Origin of the sequence: Anaerovibrio sp. (assembly GCF_024697385.1) — a bacterium.
In the GTDB taxonomy this organism is placed as follows: domain Bacteria; phylum Bacillota; class Negativicutes; order Selenomonadales; family Selenomonadaceae; genus Anaerovibrio.
The window spans coordinates 1-17,265 of the sequence record NZ_JAILFV010000134.1; the positions used below are offsets into that span (position 1 = coordinate 1).

Sequence of the window (17,265 nt, forward strand, 5' to 3'; positions counted from 1 at the left end):
AGCTTTAAGATGTCCCCTTCCTCTTTAGGTGGGGGAAAACAAACTACAACAGCTGGCGAGCATATCTCCCAGCTCGTTGAAACGCTAATTGGAAGATTTTTCTTCTAAAGAAGAAAAATTTGAACAATGGCGTTATAATCCTCCTCATATTATGATAGGGGCATTAACAGGGCTTCAGAATAAACCCAGTGTTTTTCCGAGAAAAATCCATCCGAAAATAGTCAGACAGGATAGACCGGATGTCGTAATTATACAGTTACCGGCCAATTCGTAATCGCTGTGCATTTGCTGGGCCATGGTAAAGCCGACCACTGCACAGGGGGATGCGAAGACAGTCATTATTGAGACAAGTTCGATATCACGATAGCCCAGCCATACAGCAATAGGCAAAATTATGGAAGGTACGATTATCAGTCTGGCGGCAGTACACAGGAAGATAGACATTTTATTGCGCAATACGCTGGATACTGTAAAGGATGCACCCAAAAGAATCAAAGCCAACGGGGTGGTAGCACTGCCTATTTGGAAAATCGGCTTCAGTATAGATGCAGGAATGGTTATTTGGCAAAGGTTGAAAATAATGCCAGTGATGCATCCAAGTATCATTGGGTTTTGGGCAATCCCGATTAATACGGGTGCAAAGCGTATTTTATTTCCTCTAAAGGTCTCAAATATCGCCACAGCAAGAATGTTATATAAGGGTATAACTACAGTAATCAGCATGGCTGTAACGGCTATTTTATCATGACCATATATGTTGGCTGCTACAGGAATGCCAATAATAATAAAATTACTGCGATAAATGGCGTGTATCATTGCTCCCCGTTTTTTGTTGTCTTTTACAAAATGACAGACTATAACACAGGCTATAGCAACTGTCACCAATATAGCCGTCAGGGTAAATAGGAGAAGCTGAGGCTGAAATGCTATACTGAAATCAGCCTGATACATGTTTTGGAATAACAGACAAAAAAACAGGACCTTAAAGACCAGCTTGTTTACATGGGCTATTTCATCCATTGACAAAAGCTGCATTCTTTTTACTAAAAGGCCTACACTGATAAGAATAGCAATTGGTAAAACTGCTTCCAGTGCAACAATAAAATTACTGTACATAATTATCCAGCTTTACTTTATCAACGAACCATTAAACCCTGTAAGGGTAGCGAAGTAATCATCGATTGTTTCAGCCCTGCGAATCAGCTCAACACTGCCATCTTCCTTCAAAAGCAGTTCGGCGCTGCGCAGCTTTCCATTGTAGTTGAAGCCCATTGAATGGCCATGAGCTCCCGCATCGTGGATGACAATGCGGTCACCAATATCTATTTTTGGTAATTGACGGTCAATGGCAAATTTATCGTTATTCTCACAAAGAGATCCGGTTACATCGTATACATGATCCTTAGGAGCATGTTCTTTTCCTATTACGGTAATGTGATGATAAGCACCATAAAGTGCAGGACGCATCAGGTTGGCCATGCAGGAGTCAAGTCCAATGTAATTTTTGTAGGTATGTTTTTCGTGAATGGCCGTGGATACCAAATATCCATAAGGACCGGTGATTGCCCGGCCTGATTCAAAGCATATGGCACATTTTCCCAGCCCTGCTGGTTCCATTATTTCCTGATACAGCTTATGTATGGCTTCGCCAACTTCCTCAAGATTTACTTCATCCTGATTGGGTTCATAAGGAATGCCGATTCCTCCGCCGAGGTTGACGAATTCCAGGGTAATGCCGAGTTTTTCCTTGATTTCCTTTGCCAGATTGAACATTATTGATGCAGTGAGCGCAAAGCCTTCTGTCCGCAGTTCGTTGGAGATTACCATACAATGCAAACCAAATCTTTTTACACCGCGGTCCTGGGCCATTTTATAGGCCTTCAGAATCTGTTCATGGGTTAGTCCATATTTTGCTTCCATTGGTTTTCCGATGATATCATTACCGGCAATAAGATTGCCTGGATTGTAGCGGAATGACATGATTTGCGGCATTCCGGCATGTTTTTCGAGATACTCGATATGAGTGATATCATCCAAATTTATTACTGCACCAAGCTCAATAGCCTTTTGAAATTCATCTGCAGGGGTATCATTGGAAGTCAGCATGATTTTTTCACCAGTAATCCCGGCAGCTTGTGATAACAGCAGCTCAGCCAGGGAACTGCAATCTGAACCGGCACCTTCTTCAGCCAGAATCTGCATAAGGCGGGGATTAGGTGTGGCCTTTACGGCAAAATGCTCACGGAATTCCGGCGCCCAGCTAAATGCCTTGAAAAGACGACGGATGTTTGCCCGAATGCTTTTTTCATCATAGATATGAAATGGTGTAGGATATTTTTTTATTATTTCTTCTAGCTTTTCTTGTGAAATAGGAAAGATTTTTTTTGTCATAGCACATCCTCCATAATATGTGGCAGTATAATTAATAAGGAACTGTACCCTTATTGAGGATACATATTGATTATCTTAAGATATTATAACAATGCTATATTAAAAGTGTCAATTATATCTTATTTGTTATAGATTAGCGTTATTGGTTTTGTGTAAAATCTTAAATATGATACAATAATATATTAATGAATTTATTATTAGGTGGAAGCTGGTTCATTGTATGTATTGTCGGGGATGCACCATCATAGGTGGTGAAATATCTCTTGCCGTGCTGCAGGGCAAATATTGTTTCCTGGGGATAATGCAGTCAGGTGTTTTTCTTCCGGAGGAAAATTGAACAACGGCGATATGGGAAGCCGAAGGAGTGTGATATCAAATGAAAAGACTTATTGGTCTATTTAGTCTTTTGCGCAAGGATTTATTGGTCATATTGTTTGCCTTGTTCAACCGTCATACTCCAAAACAGTACAGGATGGCCATATTGGCTATTCTGTTGTATTTTATCAGTCCAATAGATATTGTACCTGATGCAATTCCTTTTATGGGCATAGTGGATGATGTGGTTATTGTACCATCATTGCTGGCAGTTATCCGTAGATTTTTGCCGGAGGAGGTTGTGTCAGATTCAGAATACAGTGCTGAACACTATGGCCGGTATCTGCCGGTTGTTGCTGTTATAGCATCCTTATTGCTGCTGTTGTGGACAGGCATGGTCATCTATGGCATTTATAAATTGATTTTTTCTTAAAACAGGTGAGGTAATATATAGTGCGTTTATATATAGCAGAAAAACCAAGTATGGGTGCAGAAATTGCAAAATGTCTGCCGGGACCTATTAAACGGGGAGATGGGTTTATAGAAACCGGTGGCGGGACTGTCACCTGGGGGTTTGGTCATATTCTGAGGCAGGCAGAGCCACAGGAGTATGATGAAAAATATAAAAGCTGGCGGGCAGAGGATCTGCCAATTGTTCCTAAGCAGTGGAAGCTGCTGGTGGATGCATCCTGTGCAAAACAATTTCATATCGTAAAAAAGCTGATTGAAAAAGCCGATGAAATAGTGCACGCCGGGGACCCTGACCGGGAAGGGCAGCTGCTGATTGATGAGGTCCTTGATTTTGTGGGTAATCACAAGCCGGTAAAGCGTATATTGTTAAATGCCCTGGATGAAAAAAGCATCAAGGAGGCAAATAGTGCATTACGGGAAAACAGTGAATTTTTTAATTTAAAGCAGTCTGCTCTGGCGAGGGCCAGGGCAGATTGGCTGATAGGCATGAATTTATCACGGGCCTATACCCTTGCAGCACAAAGGGCTGGTCACCGCAATCTGGTGTTGCCTGTAGGGCGGGTTAAAACTCCTACCCTGGCTTTGGTAGTAAGACGGGAAAGGGAAATAGAAAATTTTAAGCCTGTAGATTACTACACCATAAAAGTAAAATTTCATCATGCAAATGGCGATTTTTTGGCAGTATGGAATCCAAAGGATATTCAGGCAGGGCTGGATTCAGAAGGACGCCTGGTGGATAGGTCTATTGCTGATGCCAAGCTGGAGGAATTTCAGCAGCAGCCGGTTGTGGGTGTGATTTCAGAATATTCAAAGACCAAGAAACAGGAATCTCAGCGATTGCCATTTTCATTGTCGTCATTACAGGTGCTGGCAGGGAAAAGATTTGGTTATGATCCGCAACAGGTTTTGGATACGGCACAAAAACTCTATGAGAGAAAATTGACTACCTATCCCCGTTCGGATTGTGAATATCTGCCAAGCAACCAGTTTAAGGATGGTCAGGCTATTTTAAATAATTTAAAGGGCTTTGGCGATGAGCGGCTGTCAAAATGGGCCATGGGAGCAGATTGTTCCATAAAAAGCAGGGCCTGGAATGATAAAAAAATATCAGCCCATCATGCAATTATTCCCACTCGTGTACCAACAACTGCAGACAAGCTAAGCTTGGTTGAGAAAAATATATATTTTTTGGTCGCCCAGGCATATATTGCCCAGTTCTATCCTGTTCATGTTTATAATCAGACTAAAATTGGCATAGAATACAAGGATGAGCATTTTTCTGCCAGTGGGCGGGTAGTGCTTGATTTGGGCTGGAAAGAGCTTTATATGGCGCATACCAGGGACAAGGCGGAGGATGATGGGGATAATAATGAGGATGAAAACACAGCCACATTGCCAATTATGAAAAAAAATGATGAGGTTGAATATCTCTCAGGAGAGATGAGCCAGAAGGCAACACGACCTCCATCCAGATTTACCCCGGCGTCGTTATTGGCAGCAATGAAGGATATTCATAAATTTGTAAAGGATCCCGAAGCGAAAAAAAAGCTGAAGGATGTTTATGGAATCGGCACGGAAGCCACCAGGGCAACTATTATTGATGACCTTATTCACCGCAGGTTTATGAATCAGACCGGCAAAAAGAAATATTTACAGCCTACCCAATCGGCATATATGCTTATTGATGCCATGCCTAATGAGCTTTCTTATCCTGACTTTACTGCCATATGGGAGGATCAGCTTCATTCCATGGCGGCCGGAGATGGCTCCTTGGATCAGTTTATAGGTGAACAGGTCAAATTTACGGCTTCACTGTGCAGTAAAGCCTATGGGGCACATTTTGAGGTCGCGGTCAAGGACGAAGCAGGTAATTCCACAGAGCTTTGTCCTCGCTGTAAAAGTGGAGTATTGATAAAAAGACATGGTAAAAATGGTGATTTTTGGGGTTGTTCTGCATTTCCAAAATGTCGCATGACCTGTGATGACAAGGACGGCAAGCCTGATATTGCGGGCTCTGTCCAGCGGCGTCGTGGCAACATATCCGCCAATGGGAATTCTGTAAAAAATGATGGGCAATCCAGGGGATTATCCTTCGGGTACCCTTATATAAGTGAAGAAGAGATGCAGGCTTTTAATCAGCAGTATCAACTGATGCCATCCTTCAGTGCGGCTTTTCCCGGGAGGAGTGCCGAAGATAAGGGGAACCGGGCTAAAAGTAATACTGACGCCCATTCCCGTGCATCAGGCAGAGCCGGAAATACACCGGCCGTATCTGCTGCACCCATGGAAAAAATACGGCCGTCAGACAGGACAGATGACAAATACCTGTGTCCAAAATGCAGGGAGGGAAGCCTGCGGAAGATTAATGGCCGAAACGGAGCCTTTTGGGGATGTACTAATTATCCCAGATGTACTGCTACCTTTGACGATGAAAAAAATGCTCCTGTGTTAAATGTTTAGGAGGTTTATTTTTTGGATATTACTGAAATTATATTCAAGCTGATATTAACAATACTATTGGTGCTTTTGAATGGTTTTTTTGTGGCAGCCGAATTTGCTATTGTAAAAATGCGTGTTTCCAGACTTGATGCCATGATTGAGTCCGGTATCCGCCGGGCTGTTTATGCACGGCGTCTGGTTGAGCATGTTGATGTATCATTATCTGTGACACAGTTGGGAATTACCCTGGCTTCCCTGGCTTTAGGTTGGTTGGGTGAACCTACGGTCAGCATGATTCTCATGCCAATCTTTGAATTGGTTGGTATCGGTGGGACACTGGGGACCACAATATCATTTGTTATTTCCTTTGCCATTATTACAGCCATGCATATCATTGTAGGTGAGCTTATACCGAAGAACCTGGCTATTCAGCAGGTCGAGCGTGTCATGCTGGCCATAGCCTTGCCATTGCTTTTTTTCCATAAGCTCATGTATCCCTCAGTATGGATACTGAATCATGTTGCTGCATGGGTGGCAGGACTTTTTGGTCTCGATATTTCCGTGAACAGTGATGAGGTAGCTCATACCGAGGATGAGATACGCCTCCTGATGGAGGAAAGTCACCGACAGGGGTATATTGATAAAACTGAATTGGATTTTGTGGATAATGTTTTTGATTTTTCCGACAGGAATGTCCGTGAAATAATGATTCCACGCACAGACATGATCTGTCTGTATTTGGAGGATAGCTTTGAGGAAAATATACAGGTGGCCATGGATGAGCACCTGACCAGATATCCGGTATGTGGGGAGGATAAGGATGATATCGTAGGTTTCCTTCACATAAAGGATCTTATGGTTTCATTATATCATCGTCGCCGGCCACAGCTCAGGCAATTGATCAGGCATTCCCTGGTTGTGCCTGAAACAATGAAAATAAGTACTCTGCTCAAGATGATGCAGCGGGAAAGATCCCAGCTGGCTATAGTGGTGGATGAATACGGCGGCACTTCCGGTATGGTAACCATTGAAGATGTCATTGAGGAGATAGTTGGTGAAATTCAGGATGAATTCGATCAGGAGCGCCCAAGTGTTGAAAAGCGTTCAGAGCTGATATACTCCATTGATGCCATGTTGCTGCTGGAGGAAGTCAGTGACATATTTGAAATGGATATAGAAGCAGATAATATTGATACTATTGGCGGCTGGTTATCAAATAATGTACAATCACCACCACAGATCGGTATGAAGGGCTCCTGTGACAGCGTTGATTTTTTTGTTGAGGAAATAGACAATCTGCGTATTACCAGGGTATTGGTCCAGCTCCGGCGTCCTTTACAGGAAGAGCATCCTGAGATTTCCATGCAGGAGGAGCCAGCGGCAGACCAGATATTGGAGGAACAGTAAGTTGGTTTTGACTATTGAGGATCTGGGCAAAAATTATGGTGAAAAGGTTTTGTTCAGTCATGTAAATCTGAATATCAATGAGCATGATAAAATCGGTATTGTAGGTGTCAATGGTACTGGTAAATCTACTTTTCTGAAAACTGTGGCGGGGCAGCTGATTGCGGATACCGGACATATGGTTGCAATGCGTAATCTTAGAATAAGTTTTTTGCAGCAATCCAAGGAGTTCGATGAGAATAATACAGTGCTTATGGAGGTGTTCCAGGGGGACAGCCCCCTTATGCAGGCCTTGCGGAGTTATGAATCTGCCCTGGCCCAGACGGAAAAGGGAAATAACTCTGAGGCAGTACAGAAGGCCTTGGTAGATGCTGCTGCCCAGATTGACAGTGTCAATGGCTGGAGCATGGAAAGTGAAGCAAAAACTATATTGAATCATTTGGGAATTCATGATTTTGATGCTTTGACAGGCAGCTTATCCGCAGGACAGCAGAAGCGTATGGCTTTGGCCACCGCACTGATACAGCCCTGCGATTTGTTGATTTTGGATGAGCCTACGAATCATCTGGATTGTGAAACTATAGGATGGTTGGAGGAGTATTTGGCCAATTGGAAGGGCGCTCTTTTGACAGTAACCCATGACAGATATTTTTTGGATCGGGTGTCCACGGGGATTTTGGAATTTGATAAGGGAAGGACCTACAGTTATGAAGGTAATTATTCACAATTTCTGGAATTAAAGGCTACCCGTATCGAACAGGAAGAAGCAGGAGAAAGAAAACGACAAAACTTTCTGAGAAATGAGTTGGCCTGGATCAGGCGTGGTGCCCAGGCTCGTTCCACAAAACAAAAGGCCCGTATACAACGCTATGAGGAGGTCCGTGACCAAAAGGTGGATCTTGATCATAAGCAGGTTGAAATCGGGCTGGCCGGCAGCAGGCTTGGGCGAAAGGTCATAGAGCTGGATAAGGTATCCTATGAATGGCAGGGTACTACATATTTTAAGGATTTTTCATATACTGTACTCAGAAATGACAGAATTGGTATCCTGGGTTCAAATGGGTCAGGGAAAACCACACTTCTTAATATTATTGCCGGTAGACTTATGCCCTCGGCCGGACAGGTGGATATTGGACAGACTGTAAAAATCGGATATTTTGCCCAGACTAATGTTGAAATGGATGGAAGGCTTAGAGCCAAGGAGTATATACAGGAGGCTGCACATTACATTACTATGGCAGATGGTACCAAGCTGTCTGCAGGACAGCTGATGGAGCGATTCCTGTTTCCTCCGGAGCTTCAGTGGACTGAGATAGCACGCTTGTCAGGTGGGGAAAAGCGCAGGCTTTTTTTGCTTAGGATCCTTATGGAATCTCCTAATGTCCTGCTGCTGGATGAACCTACCAATGATTTGGATCTGGATACTATGGCGGTTTTGGAAAATTTTATTGAGGATTTTAATGGTGCGATAATTTTTGTTTCCCATGACCGTTTTTTTACTGACCGCATGGCTAAAAAGGTTTTTGTGGTAGGTGGTGGAGAGATAAGATCTTTCACAGGGGGATATTCGGATTACAAGCTGAAGGCTGATGAAGAAGCTCTCCGGCAGCAGGCAATAGTTGTTAAACCCCAAAAGGCAGAGGCCGGTCATTCGCAAAAGCGTGAAAGCAAGGGACTTACCTTTGGGGAAAGCAAGGAATATGCTGAAATCGAAGCGGTAATAGCGAGTAAGGAAAGTGAGCTGAAGGTCATTGAAATGCAGATGGCCCAAAATGCTTCAGATTACAATCAATTGAGGGAGCTTGCTGTGGAGCAGCAGCGCCTTACAGCAGAATTGGACAGACTGATGGAACGATGGGCATATCTTGAAGAAAAGGCTAATGAATAGGTGAGCAGATGAAATTTTCAATAGTACATAACAGTTTGACGGTGCAGAACCTGGAGCGTTCGATAGAGTTTTACCAAAAGGCATTGGGGATGAAAGTGAAGGGGCGTAAGGACCTGCCGGAGCTTACTTTGGTTTATATGGGGGATGCTGCTGATTCTCGTCATGAGTTGGAGCTTACCCTTCGCCAGGGGCATGATGGCAGTTATGATTTAGGGGATAATCCGGTGCATCTTGCTTTTGAAGTGGATGACTATGATGCTGCCCTACAACTGCATAGGGCCATGAATTGTGTAGTGCGTGTTGTGGAGGGGAGCAGAATATATTTTATTTCTGACCCTGATGGATATCATAGTGAAATAATGTCCAAAAGCTGATAAATGAGGGAGGTTATACATGGTGGAGCTGAATGAGGTGTTGTATAATGAACTGCTGGTTGAGCTGAGAGTAGACAAGGATTTTATTACTGAGGCCGCCGGAGCCTTCCGATGGGATTTAGAGCAGGGACTGAAGGGCACGGAGTTTTCCTCGTTACAGATGCTGCCATCCTATATTGGATTGCCGGAGGGTAATGAAAAAGGGAAATATCTGGCACTGGATTTTGGCGGGACAAATGTCAGGGCTGCTATTGTGGAGCTGTTGGGCGCAGGACGTTACACAACTGTTCGCAGGGTGGAAAAGCCCCTGATTACAGATTCCTATAATCTTATTGACAGTCATGCTACCCGGGAGGAGTTATTCAGCTTTCTGGCGGGCATTATTGAGGAAGTAATTGATCATGACAGCCAGACAGAATATTTTTTGGGGCATACCTTTTCCTTTGGTACTGAGCAACATGGGATAAATGAAGCGCGGCTTATCAGATGGGCCAAGGAGTTTGCCGTGCCAGGAGTCGAAGGAGAAGATGTCAACAGGCTTTTGTATGCGGCTTTGTCAGCCAGAGGCTTTGGCAATGTAAGACCGGTTGCTATTTTAAATGATACAGTTGCTGTACTGTTGGCAACAGCATACAGTTATCCCGATACCTGCATAGGGTCTATTTATGCTACTGGGCACAATACCTGTTATATGGAAAAAATGCCTGATATAGGTCGCCCGGCCTGTATTTTAAATATGGAATCCGGTGGATTTTCCAAGCTTGTTCCCACGAAATGGGATTTGCAGCTGGATAGTCTGTCAGAAAAGCCTGGTAGGCAGCGGTTGGAAAAAATGGTATCAGGAAGATATATGGGAGAGCTTTTTAGCAGACTTGTTGGCGAGCTGTTAGGGCTGGAAAATGCACCTGTATTATCTGCGGTTGATATGTCATTGCTGATGGCGGATGACAGCAGTGCATATCAATCGCTGAAGGGGCTGCCGGCAGAGATGTCCTTGGAGCAGTATGAAAACTTAGGGGCTTTGGCCAAGGCACTGGCAATTCGTTCTGCGCGCCTGGTTGCCGCTACCTGGGCCGGTACATTGTGGCATTTAGCGTCCAATGACAAGATATTGCCCCAGCATATTGCGGTGGATGGGTCGGTATATCAGCATATGCCATATGTACGGGAAAATGTTATGCGGGCATTGTATGAGCTGTTAGGGGAGGAAGCCGGGGGACTGGAGCCGGTTTTGGTAAAGGATGGCTCTGGGGTTGGAGCGGCAATAGCCGCTGCCGTTGCATGCCGTGATATATAGTGCCAACAAATGCTTTGCATTTATTGGCAATTTTCTTCGGAAAGTGGTAATATATCGTATGTGTTTTTATGGGGATTGATTAGGATTAGTTGGATTAGTTTATGACGGGGGAATAATATTGGTCAATAAAATACCTCATATAGTAGTTGTTGGGGCTGGTTTTGGCGGGGTTGCCACCATAAGGGCCCTGGCTGATGTGAAGGCAAAAATTACCATAGTGGACAGGACAAATTACCATTTGTTTCAACCACTGTTATATCAGCTATCTACAGCTGTTTTGTCCACGGATGATATTTCATTTCCTGTGCGGGCCATGTTTCGTCGGCGGGATAATATTGATTTGTTTATGGCCAAGGCTACAGGGATTGATGGTAAGAACAAGGTGCTTCATACCAATCATGGGGATATTGCCTATGATTATCTGGTGGTATCAGCCGGAACAACAAATAATTTTTTTGGCATGGAAAATGTCCGGAAATATTCCTATGGCATGAAAACCATTCAGGAAGCATTGCATATAAGGAATCATGTTCTTCACATGTTTGAGCGGGCCAATAAACAGATTGACAGTGAACAGGTCCGTCGTCAGATGCTGACCTTTATATGTGTCGGTGGTGGTCCTACCGGTGTGGAAGAGGCTGGTGCCCTGGCTGAGCTTGTAGCAGTACAGAAACTGGATTATCCGAATCTGAATTTTGATGAGGTGAGCATAAAGCTCATTGAGGCAACAGATAAGGTATTACCAATGATGCCGGAAAATTTGAGAAATTATACTCTTAAGGTTTTAAGGAAAAAAGGTGTCGAGGTGATGCTCAACACAGCTGTGGCTGATTGTAGTGAAGAAGGGCTGTTTTTGAAGGATGGTACCTTTATTCCAAGCAAGACCGTGATATGGGCGGCAGGTGTGCGTGCCCATGGACTTGTAGCTACATTGGGGCCTGAGTGTGACCGTTCCGGTCGTATTATTGTCGAGAAAACCTTACAGGTACCGGGATATCCTGAAATTTTTGCCATAGGTGACAATGCCCACTTTGAACAGGATGGACATCCTCTGCCAACTGTGGCACCAGTGGCTAATCAGGAGGCCGTGGTGGCTGCGGCCAACATCAAAAAAATGATAAAGGGGCAGGAGAAGCTTCGGGAATTTTCCTATAAGGATTATGGCAGTATGGCAACTATCGGCCGCTGTCAGGCAGTTGTTTCCTGGGGATATCTGCGAATAGGCGGTTTTTTTGCCTGGTGCATCTGGATGTTCCTGCATTTGTTGAGATTAGAAGGAACTCATGCAGATATTACTGTAGGCACCAAATGGTTGTGGAATTTTATTTCCGGAACGCGTTTGGGGCGCATTATAACAAATATAAAATTCGATGAGGAACAATAACAAGGCTGAGGATAGTTCGTTTCTCCGCAGGTTGGAGAATTCAAGCCTTAACAGGAGGCAGGCATATTTTCGCCTCGTTGCGACACGAAGTTAGTCCCTTTTGGGATAAACGCTGATTGGAATTTTTTCGGAGAAGAATTTGAACGATGGCGTTATAACTATTAACATTCTGGGAGCGGTAGAGTTGAAATTTGTAAAAAAAATATTTACTGCATTATTGGTGCTGACATTACTGATATGCAATGCAGATATATCCTATGGTATGGAAAACCAGGGGCAGGCTGTAAAAATTGTGAGGATAAACTGGAGACCTATGCCTGGTGCTGTGAGCTACAGATTGGAAATCATGAAATCCAATTTTGCTGATATTGGAAACCGTGTGGTGGTGAAAAACCGCATACCATCCAATGGTTATGAATTGGATGTATCAGGTCATCCTGATTGTATGAATTATTATTGGCGGGTGTGTCCAGTGAATTATGATGGTATTCCCATGGCCGGATACAGTGAACTGAAGCCCTTGGCCATGGAGGAATTGAATCCTACAAGCCCGCGTCCTACTACGGAGTTTGAAAAAATGGCATATGCGCCTTTATACCCTGCATATTCCTGGATTCCCACAGCCGGAAGTGGTGGATATGAAATTCGTGTGAGTCGGGTAAAAAAGGGTAATGCAGATAATTATCAGGTCATAAGGGAATTTTCGACGAAGAGCAATATATTCTATGAATATGGTGGTTACACCTGGCCAGGGAAATATATGTGGCAGGTTCGTTCCCTTGACAAGGCCGGTGATCCGGCCACTGAGTGGTCAGTTCCATGCTTCTTTACCGTGACTCCGTCAGCAAAGATTGCAGCTTTTGGGGACAGCATAACCCACGGGGGTGGGGCGTGCAATACTCCTCCCGGATACCTGATGTATACATGGGAATCCTATGCCGGGATACCGATTAAAAATCTTGGCTGCAGTGGAGATACTGTAGAAGCCATGGTAGAACGCTTTAATAGCGATGTAGTTTGTTTTAATCCGAAAATCTTAATCATAATGGGTGGAGTTAATGATTTTCGTGAGGGAAACCCGGCCATAAATATCATTAATGGAATGGAACAAATACGGTATTTATGTGAGGAAAATGGCATTATCCCTGTTTTTGCCACAGCAACTCCCATCAATGAGGAATTGATGCACCGGATAGCAGAAATCGAAGCCCCGGCTGCAGGCTGGCAGGAGCAACAGGCACTGCTTAATCAGTGGATTATGGGTCAACCTTATCATGTGGACGTTACTGCCGGATTAACAGATGAATATGGACAGCTCAGGGCGGATATGACTACGGACGGACTCCATCCTGATCATAATGGAAAACGCATTATTGGAGAAAAGATAGGCAAATATATTCTTTCGGAATTTCCGGAGTACGATGTTTCGGACAAATAATTGAAGGCCCTCCACGAAATATAGCAATGTATTTCGTGGAGGGCCATTTTTAGCAGTATAGCAAAATTCAAGCCTCTGGTTATGATTATTCTATTGCTATTGCCAGATACTTTGGTGGAGAAGCTGTTACAGCAGCATTTCCTGCAGTTAAATCTGTAATTGATGATGTAACCGCTGCTATATTGTCCGGCTCTACAAGAAGCTGAAGGGTCACCTTATCTGTATATACTGTGTCTGAGCTGCGTATGTTATTGTTGCGTACCCAATTTTCTATTGTACCCAATTGTGAATAATCGAGCTGGACCGATAATGTGGAGACAGGTTTTACTTCTACCTGAGGTGTTGCTTCAAGTCCCAGCGAAGCTGAATGATTATAAGCCCGTATGAGACCTCCGGCACCTAATTTTATGCCACCAAAATATCTAGTCACAACCACTACAACATTTGTAAGTTCATGCTGTTTAATTGCTTCCAGGATAGGATTGCCTGCAGTGCCCCCTGGTTCGCCATCGTCATTGGACTTTTGTTGGCTGCTGTCACTGCCAAGTATCCATGCAGAGCAATTGTGACGGGCATCAAAATGCTTTTTCTTGATGCTTTGAATGAATTCCCTGGCAGCCGCTTCATCCTCAACATGGGCAGTATAGGTATAAAACTTTGATTTTTGAATTTCATAGTAAGCCGTGCCAAAGTCGGAGGTGGTTTTGTATGGCTGCATTTAATTTACCTCCGGAATAGTAAGATTTTCTCTCAGGGCTGTTATTTCGTTGGCAGTAAAAAGCATGTCAGGAGCATTTAAAAGCATTGTGTCATTAAGATAACGGACTTGCTCATCGTGAGAAATATCCGGCATTTTTTCCGGGTCTGCAGTCATTTTTGCTGTCCTTATTGTTTGCAGCTGTGCAGCTGAATAAGCCTTGGTCTTCTCCATCAGGGCTATTGTGAGATTATAATTATCGTCGTCGAGACTTATGGGCGGGGCCAATTGGAAAATTTCATTGTGAAGTGCTACAGCATCCGATTCCAGCTGTGAAAACTGCAGATAGGCCTCGTTCAGGGATATTTTTCCCGTTCTAAAATCCTTCATGGTCTTGTGGTACAAGACCCAATAATAATCCATGGTGTCAGTTTTTTTCTTGTAGATGTTATACCACTGGCCAAAAGCCTGCTGCTGGGCTGTTATATGCCGTATGGTGGACTCGTCCGGCTCAGTGTAGCTGCTGGAATTTGAGAAGTATACATACCCAACTATTGAGGCGGCTGTGGCTATGGATATGAAAAAGGCATAGAACACCAACCGATTTCGGATGTTTCTTTCCAATACAAGTATGGCAAGCAATAATATTATGATTGTACCAATTATAAATAAAGTCATGATATAATCCTTTGCTTCAATATTTAGTGTTTCAGTACTGTCTGGTATTTACACGCACTGAATAACGCTGTCTATATGTCAGAGAAATAAGTCATGCTGAATAAGTTGCATTTCATGAGTATTCTACCATTATTTTGTGAATAACACTATAGCAAATTGAGTCAAGCCCCCCGATAATGGTGATTTTATTCTGGACATAGGGGCCGGAGCAATGCGTATAACGAGCTTAAGACGTCCCCTTCCTCTTTAGGTAGGGGTAATCAATCTATAAAAGCATGCAGACAATTAATTTACAGTTTTTTCTTAAGAATAAAAGCAAAAAAAGGATAATTGCGCTATAATAGAAATGATTTTGTAATTCAGGGGGGATGATTAGTGACCAAAAGGGCTATGGCCAAAAATGCATGGATTATGATGCGTTCATATTGGAAATCAGAGGAACGCTGGTGGGCAAGAGGTCTTTTGGCGGTTATTGTTGTACTCAGTCTGGGGCAGGTATATATGCTGGTATTATTAAATCAATGGAACAACGATTTCTATAATGCCCTGCAAAATTATGACTATCCCAGTTTTTGGCCGCTAATAGGGCATTTTACCCTTATTGCATTTATATATATCATAATGGCAGTATATGCAGTATATCTAAGACAGATGCTACAGATAAAATGGCGGACATGGATGACAAGGCATTATCTTCGAAGCTGGATGGCCAAACAGGTATATTATAAGCTGCAGGTATTAAATGCTGATATGGATAATCCGGATCAGCGAATATCTGAAGATATCAATGCCTTTATCGAACTGACATTAAGTCTTGCACTGGGCTTTTTAACCCAGCTGACAACGCTGCTGGCATTCATTTTTGTTTTGTGGAACCTTTCAGGAATACTGAATATTCCTCTGGGGGATACCGTGATTTCCGTGCCCGGGTATATGGTTTTTTTATGTTTGTTCTATTCCATAGTGGGCACATGGCTGGCACATAAGGTCGGGCGTCGCCTGATTTCCCTTAACTATGATCAGCAGCGCTATGAGGCGGATTTCCGTTTTAATATGGTGCGTGTTCGTGAGAATAGCGAAAGTATTGCATTCTATCAAGGTGAATTGCCTGAGCTGGAAGGCTTTGAAGATCGTTTCAAACGGGTTATCAAAAACTTTTGGGGACTGATGAAACGGACCAAGCTGCTTAATTTCTATATTAACGGCTATGGCCAGCTGGCGATTATTTTTCCTGTTTTAATGGCCGCGCCAAAATATTTTGCCGGTGAAATGCAGCTGGGGGGACTGATGCAGACGCTGAGTGCCTTCGGCAGGGTACAGGACGCATTGAGTTATTTTGTCAATGTTTACGATTCGATAGCCAAGTATGTGGCAGTGATTCGTCGACTAAGTAATTTTACGGATCACATGGAAGAGATTGACAGGCTGCAGCCTGGCTTTGCGAGGACACATAGCCAGGAGCACAAAATGGTCCTGAGGAACATGGACATACTCCTCCCTGATGGTAAAAAGCTGTTGGAGGGACTGAATTTTGAGATTCCTGCCGGGGAGTACATCTTGATTTCAGGAAAGTCCGGCACGGGAAAAAGCACTTTGTTGCGGGCCCTGGCGGAGATTTGGCCATATGGGCAGGGTAGTATAGCCATACCGGATGATTGGCGGGTTATGTTCTTGCCACAGAGGCCATACCTTCCATTAGGAACCTTGCGGCAGGCAATTTATTATCCTCAGTCGGTACCAAAGGATGAGGCAGCTGATCTTTCCGCGCTGTTGGCAGAATTGGGGTTGGAGTCCCTGGCGGACAGACTGGATGAGACTGATGATTGGAGCCGTATCCTTTCGTTAGGCGAGCAGCAACGCATTGCCTTTATACGGATTATATTATTTAAACCACAGCTTGTCTTTTTGGATGAATCAACCTCTGCCATGGATGAAGGCTATGAGGCAAAATCCTATGATATGCTTAGGCATATCCTGCCGCAAATGGCTGTGGTCAGTGTGGGACACCGGTCCAGTATTGTTGCAAGGCATGATACAGTATTGCGCCTTGTGGGTAATGGAGCCTGGATGATTGAAAGGAAACTGTAGTATGCCTGGCATGAGATCAAAAATGCCTGTAGAACCATCGGGAAAAAAGAAGAAACCAATATTCAGTAACGGGGAAAAAGCAGGTACTGCATTGTCAGCGGCACTATTCCTGTTTGGACTGGCTGATTGGGATGTCCCACTTTGCTTTTTGACAAGTGCTTTTCTGGTATATGAAGCACATGTATTTTTCAAGGAAAGCCGGGGTGGCAATGATTGGTTTCTGAGCAATTTTTTATGGGGGGTGAGTATAGCACTGTTTTTCGGGTCCATAGTATTGGCAGTATATTAAGCTGCCTGGGTAGTAAAACCGCAAAATATTAATATTTTTTATAACAGATTCACTAAAATTGCAGGATTTTTATTTGCGCTATAGAAGTAATATTAATACAAATATACATTTC

14 protein-coding genes are annotated in these 17,265 nt (G+C 43.7%); 10 read left to right on the forward strand and 4 right to left on the reverse strand.

Annotation, left to right across the window (positions count from 1 at the left end):
* Positions 1–174 precede the first annotated feature (174 nt).
* Complete coding sequence (locus K6C05_RS07800) at positions 175–1,116, reverse strand: AEC family transporter (RefSeq protein ID WP_296733325.1); 942 nt, start codon at positions 1,114–1,116, stop codon at positions 175–177.
* 12 nt (positions 1,117–1,128) lie between these two features.
* Complete coding sequence (lysA, locus tag K6C05_RS07805) at positions 1,129–2,391, reverse strand: diaminopimelate decarboxylase (RefSeq protein WP_296733328.1); 1,263 nt, start codon at positions 2,389–2,391, stop codon at positions 1,129–1,131.
* Between the two features lie 376 nt (positions 2,392–2,767).
* On the opposite strand from lysA, the gene K6C05_RS07810 reads away from it, so the two are divergent.
* The 8 genes from K6C05_RS07810 to K6C05_RS07845 all read left to right on the forward strand — a co-directional run bounded on the left by K6C05_RS07810 (position 2,768) and on the right by K6C05_RS07845 (position 13,401).
* Positions 2,768–3,139: a DUF1232 domain-containing protein gene (locus K6C05_RS07810; protein ID WP_296733331.1), complete on the forward strand. Its 372-nt coding sequence runs from the start codon at positions 2,768–2,770 to the stop codon at positions 3,137–3,139.
* A 20-nt stretch (positions 3,140–3,159) separates the two neighbouring features.
* Positions 3,160–5,637 carry a DNA topoisomerase 3 gene (locus tag K6C05_RS07815; protein WP_296733333.1) on the forward strand — a complete coding sequence of 826 codons (2,478 nt, stop codon included), beginning with the start codon at positions 3,160–3,162 and terminating at the stop codon, positions 5,635–5,637.
* Positions 5,638–5,649: 12 nt separating this feature from the next.
* The gene (locus K6C05_RS07820; RefSeq protein WP_296733336.1) at positions 5,650–7,023 is read left to right on the forward strand and encodes a hemolysin family protein; all 1,374 of its coding nucleotides are present in this window, start codon (positions 5,650–5,652) and stop codon (positions 7,021–7,023) included.
* A 1-nt stretch (position 7,024) separates the two neighbouring features.
* Entirely contained in the window at positions 7,025–8,908 is a 1,884-nt protein-coding gene (locus tag K6C05_RS07825; protein ID WP_296733338.1) for an ABC-F family ATP-binding cassette domain-containing protein, read from the forward strand.
* A gap of 8 nt (positions 8,909–8,916) precedes the next feature.
* A complete protein-coding gene (locus K6C05_RS07830) occupies positions 8,917–9,282 on the forward strand; it encodes a VOC family protein (protein WP_296733340.1) in 366 nt (121 codons plus the stop codon).
* Between the two features lie 19 nt (positions 9,283–9,301).
* Complete coding sequence (locus K6C05_RS07835) at positions 9,302–10,579, forward strand: hexokinase (RefSeq protein WP_296733342.1); 1,278 nt, start codon at positions 9,302–9,304, stop codon at positions 10,577–10,579.
* A gap of 118 nt (positions 10,580–10,697) precedes the next feature.
* The gene (locus K6C05_RS07840; protein ID WP_296733344.1) at positions 10,698–11,963 is read left to right on the forward strand and encodes an NAD(P)/FAD-dependent oxidoreductase; all 1,266 of its coding nucleotides are present in this window, start codon (positions 10,698–10,700) and stop codon (positions 11,961–11,963) included.
* Positions 11,964–12,102: 139 nt separating this feature from the next.
* The gene (locus K6C05_RS07845; RefSeq protein ID WP_296733346.1) at positions 12,103–13,401 is read left to right on the forward strand and encodes a GDSL-type esterase/lipase family protein; all 1,299 of its coding nucleotides are present in this window, start codon (positions 12,103–12,105) and stop codon (positions 13,399–13,401) included.
* Positions 13,402–13,486: 85 nt separating this feature from the next.
* Here K6C05_RS07845 and K6C05_RS07850 read toward each other — a convergent pair whose 3' ends face one another.
* Together K6C05_RS07850 and K6C05_RS07855 are read right to left on the reverse strand one after the other, a co-directional pair.
* Positions 13,487–14,119 carry a YigZ family protein gene (locus tag K6C05_RS07850; RefSeq protein WP_296733348.1) on the reverse strand — a complete coding sequence of 211 codons (633 nt, stop codon included), beginning with the start codon at positions 14,117–14,119 and terminating at the stop codon, positions 13,487–13,489.
* Complete coding sequence (locus K6C05_RS07855) at positions 14,120–14,776, reverse strand: hypothetical protein (protein ID WP_296733349.1); 657 nt, start codon at positions 14,774–14,776, stop codon at positions 14,120–14,122.
* 390 nt (positions 14,777–15,166) lie between these two features.
* On the opposite strand from K6C05_RS07855, the gene K6C05_RS07860 reads away from it, so the two are divergent.
* Positions 15,167–16,864 (forward strand): ABC transporter ATP-binding protein/permease, encoded by a 1,698-nt coding sequence (locus tag K6C05_RS07860; RefSeq protein WP_296733369.1) that lies wholly within the window; start codon positions 15,167–15,169, stop codon positions 16,862–16,864.
* Between the two features lie 10 nt (positions 16,865–16,874).
* Positions 16,875–17,153, forward strand: a complete 279-nt coding sequence (locus tag K6C05_RS07865; protein ID WP_296733352.1) for a hypothetical protein — start codon at positions 16,875–16,877, stop codon at positions 17,151–17,153.
* The last annotated feature ends 112 nt before the right edge of the window (positions 17,154–17,265 follow it).

Excerpts from the sequence above, each read along its gene's own strand:
- K6C05_RS07800 (WP_296733325.1), bottom strand. The coding sequence starts at position 1,116 with ATGTACAGTAATTTTATTGTTGCACTGGAAGCAGTTTTACCAATTGCT.
- lysA (WP_296733328.1), bottom strand. The coding sequence starts at position 2,391 with ATGACAAAAAAAATCTTTCCTATTTCACAAGAAAAGCTAGAAGAAATA.
- K6C05_RS07810 (WP_296733331.1), top strand. The coding sequence starts at position 2,768 with ATGAAAAGACTTATTGGTCTATTTAGTCTTTTGCGCAAGGATTTATTG.
- K6C05_RS07830 (WP_296733340.1), top strand. The coding sequence starts at position 8,917 with ATGAAATTTTCAATAGTACATAACAGTTTGACGGTGCAGAACCTGGAG.
- K6C05_RS07835 (WP_296733342.1), top strand. The coding sequence starts at position 9,302 with ATGGTGGAGCTGAATGAGGTGTTGTATAATGAACTGCTGGTTGAGCTG.
- K6C05_RS07850 (WP_296733348.1), bottom strand. The coding sequence starts at position 14,119 with ATGCAGCCATACAAAACCACCTCCGACTTTGGCACGGCTTACTATGAA.
- K6C05_RS07855 (WP_296733349.1), bottom strand. The coding sequence starts at position 14,776 with ATGACTTTATTTATAATTGGTACAATCATAATATTATTGCTTGCCATA.
- K6C05_RS07860 (WP_296733369.1), top strand. The coding sequence starts at position 15,167 with ATGGCCAAAAATGCATGGATTATGATGCGTTCATATTGGAAATCAGAG.
- K6C05_RS07865 (WP_296733352.1), top strand. The coding sequence starts at position 16,875 with ATGAGATCAAAAATGCCTGTAGAACCATCGGGAAAAAAGAAGAAACCA.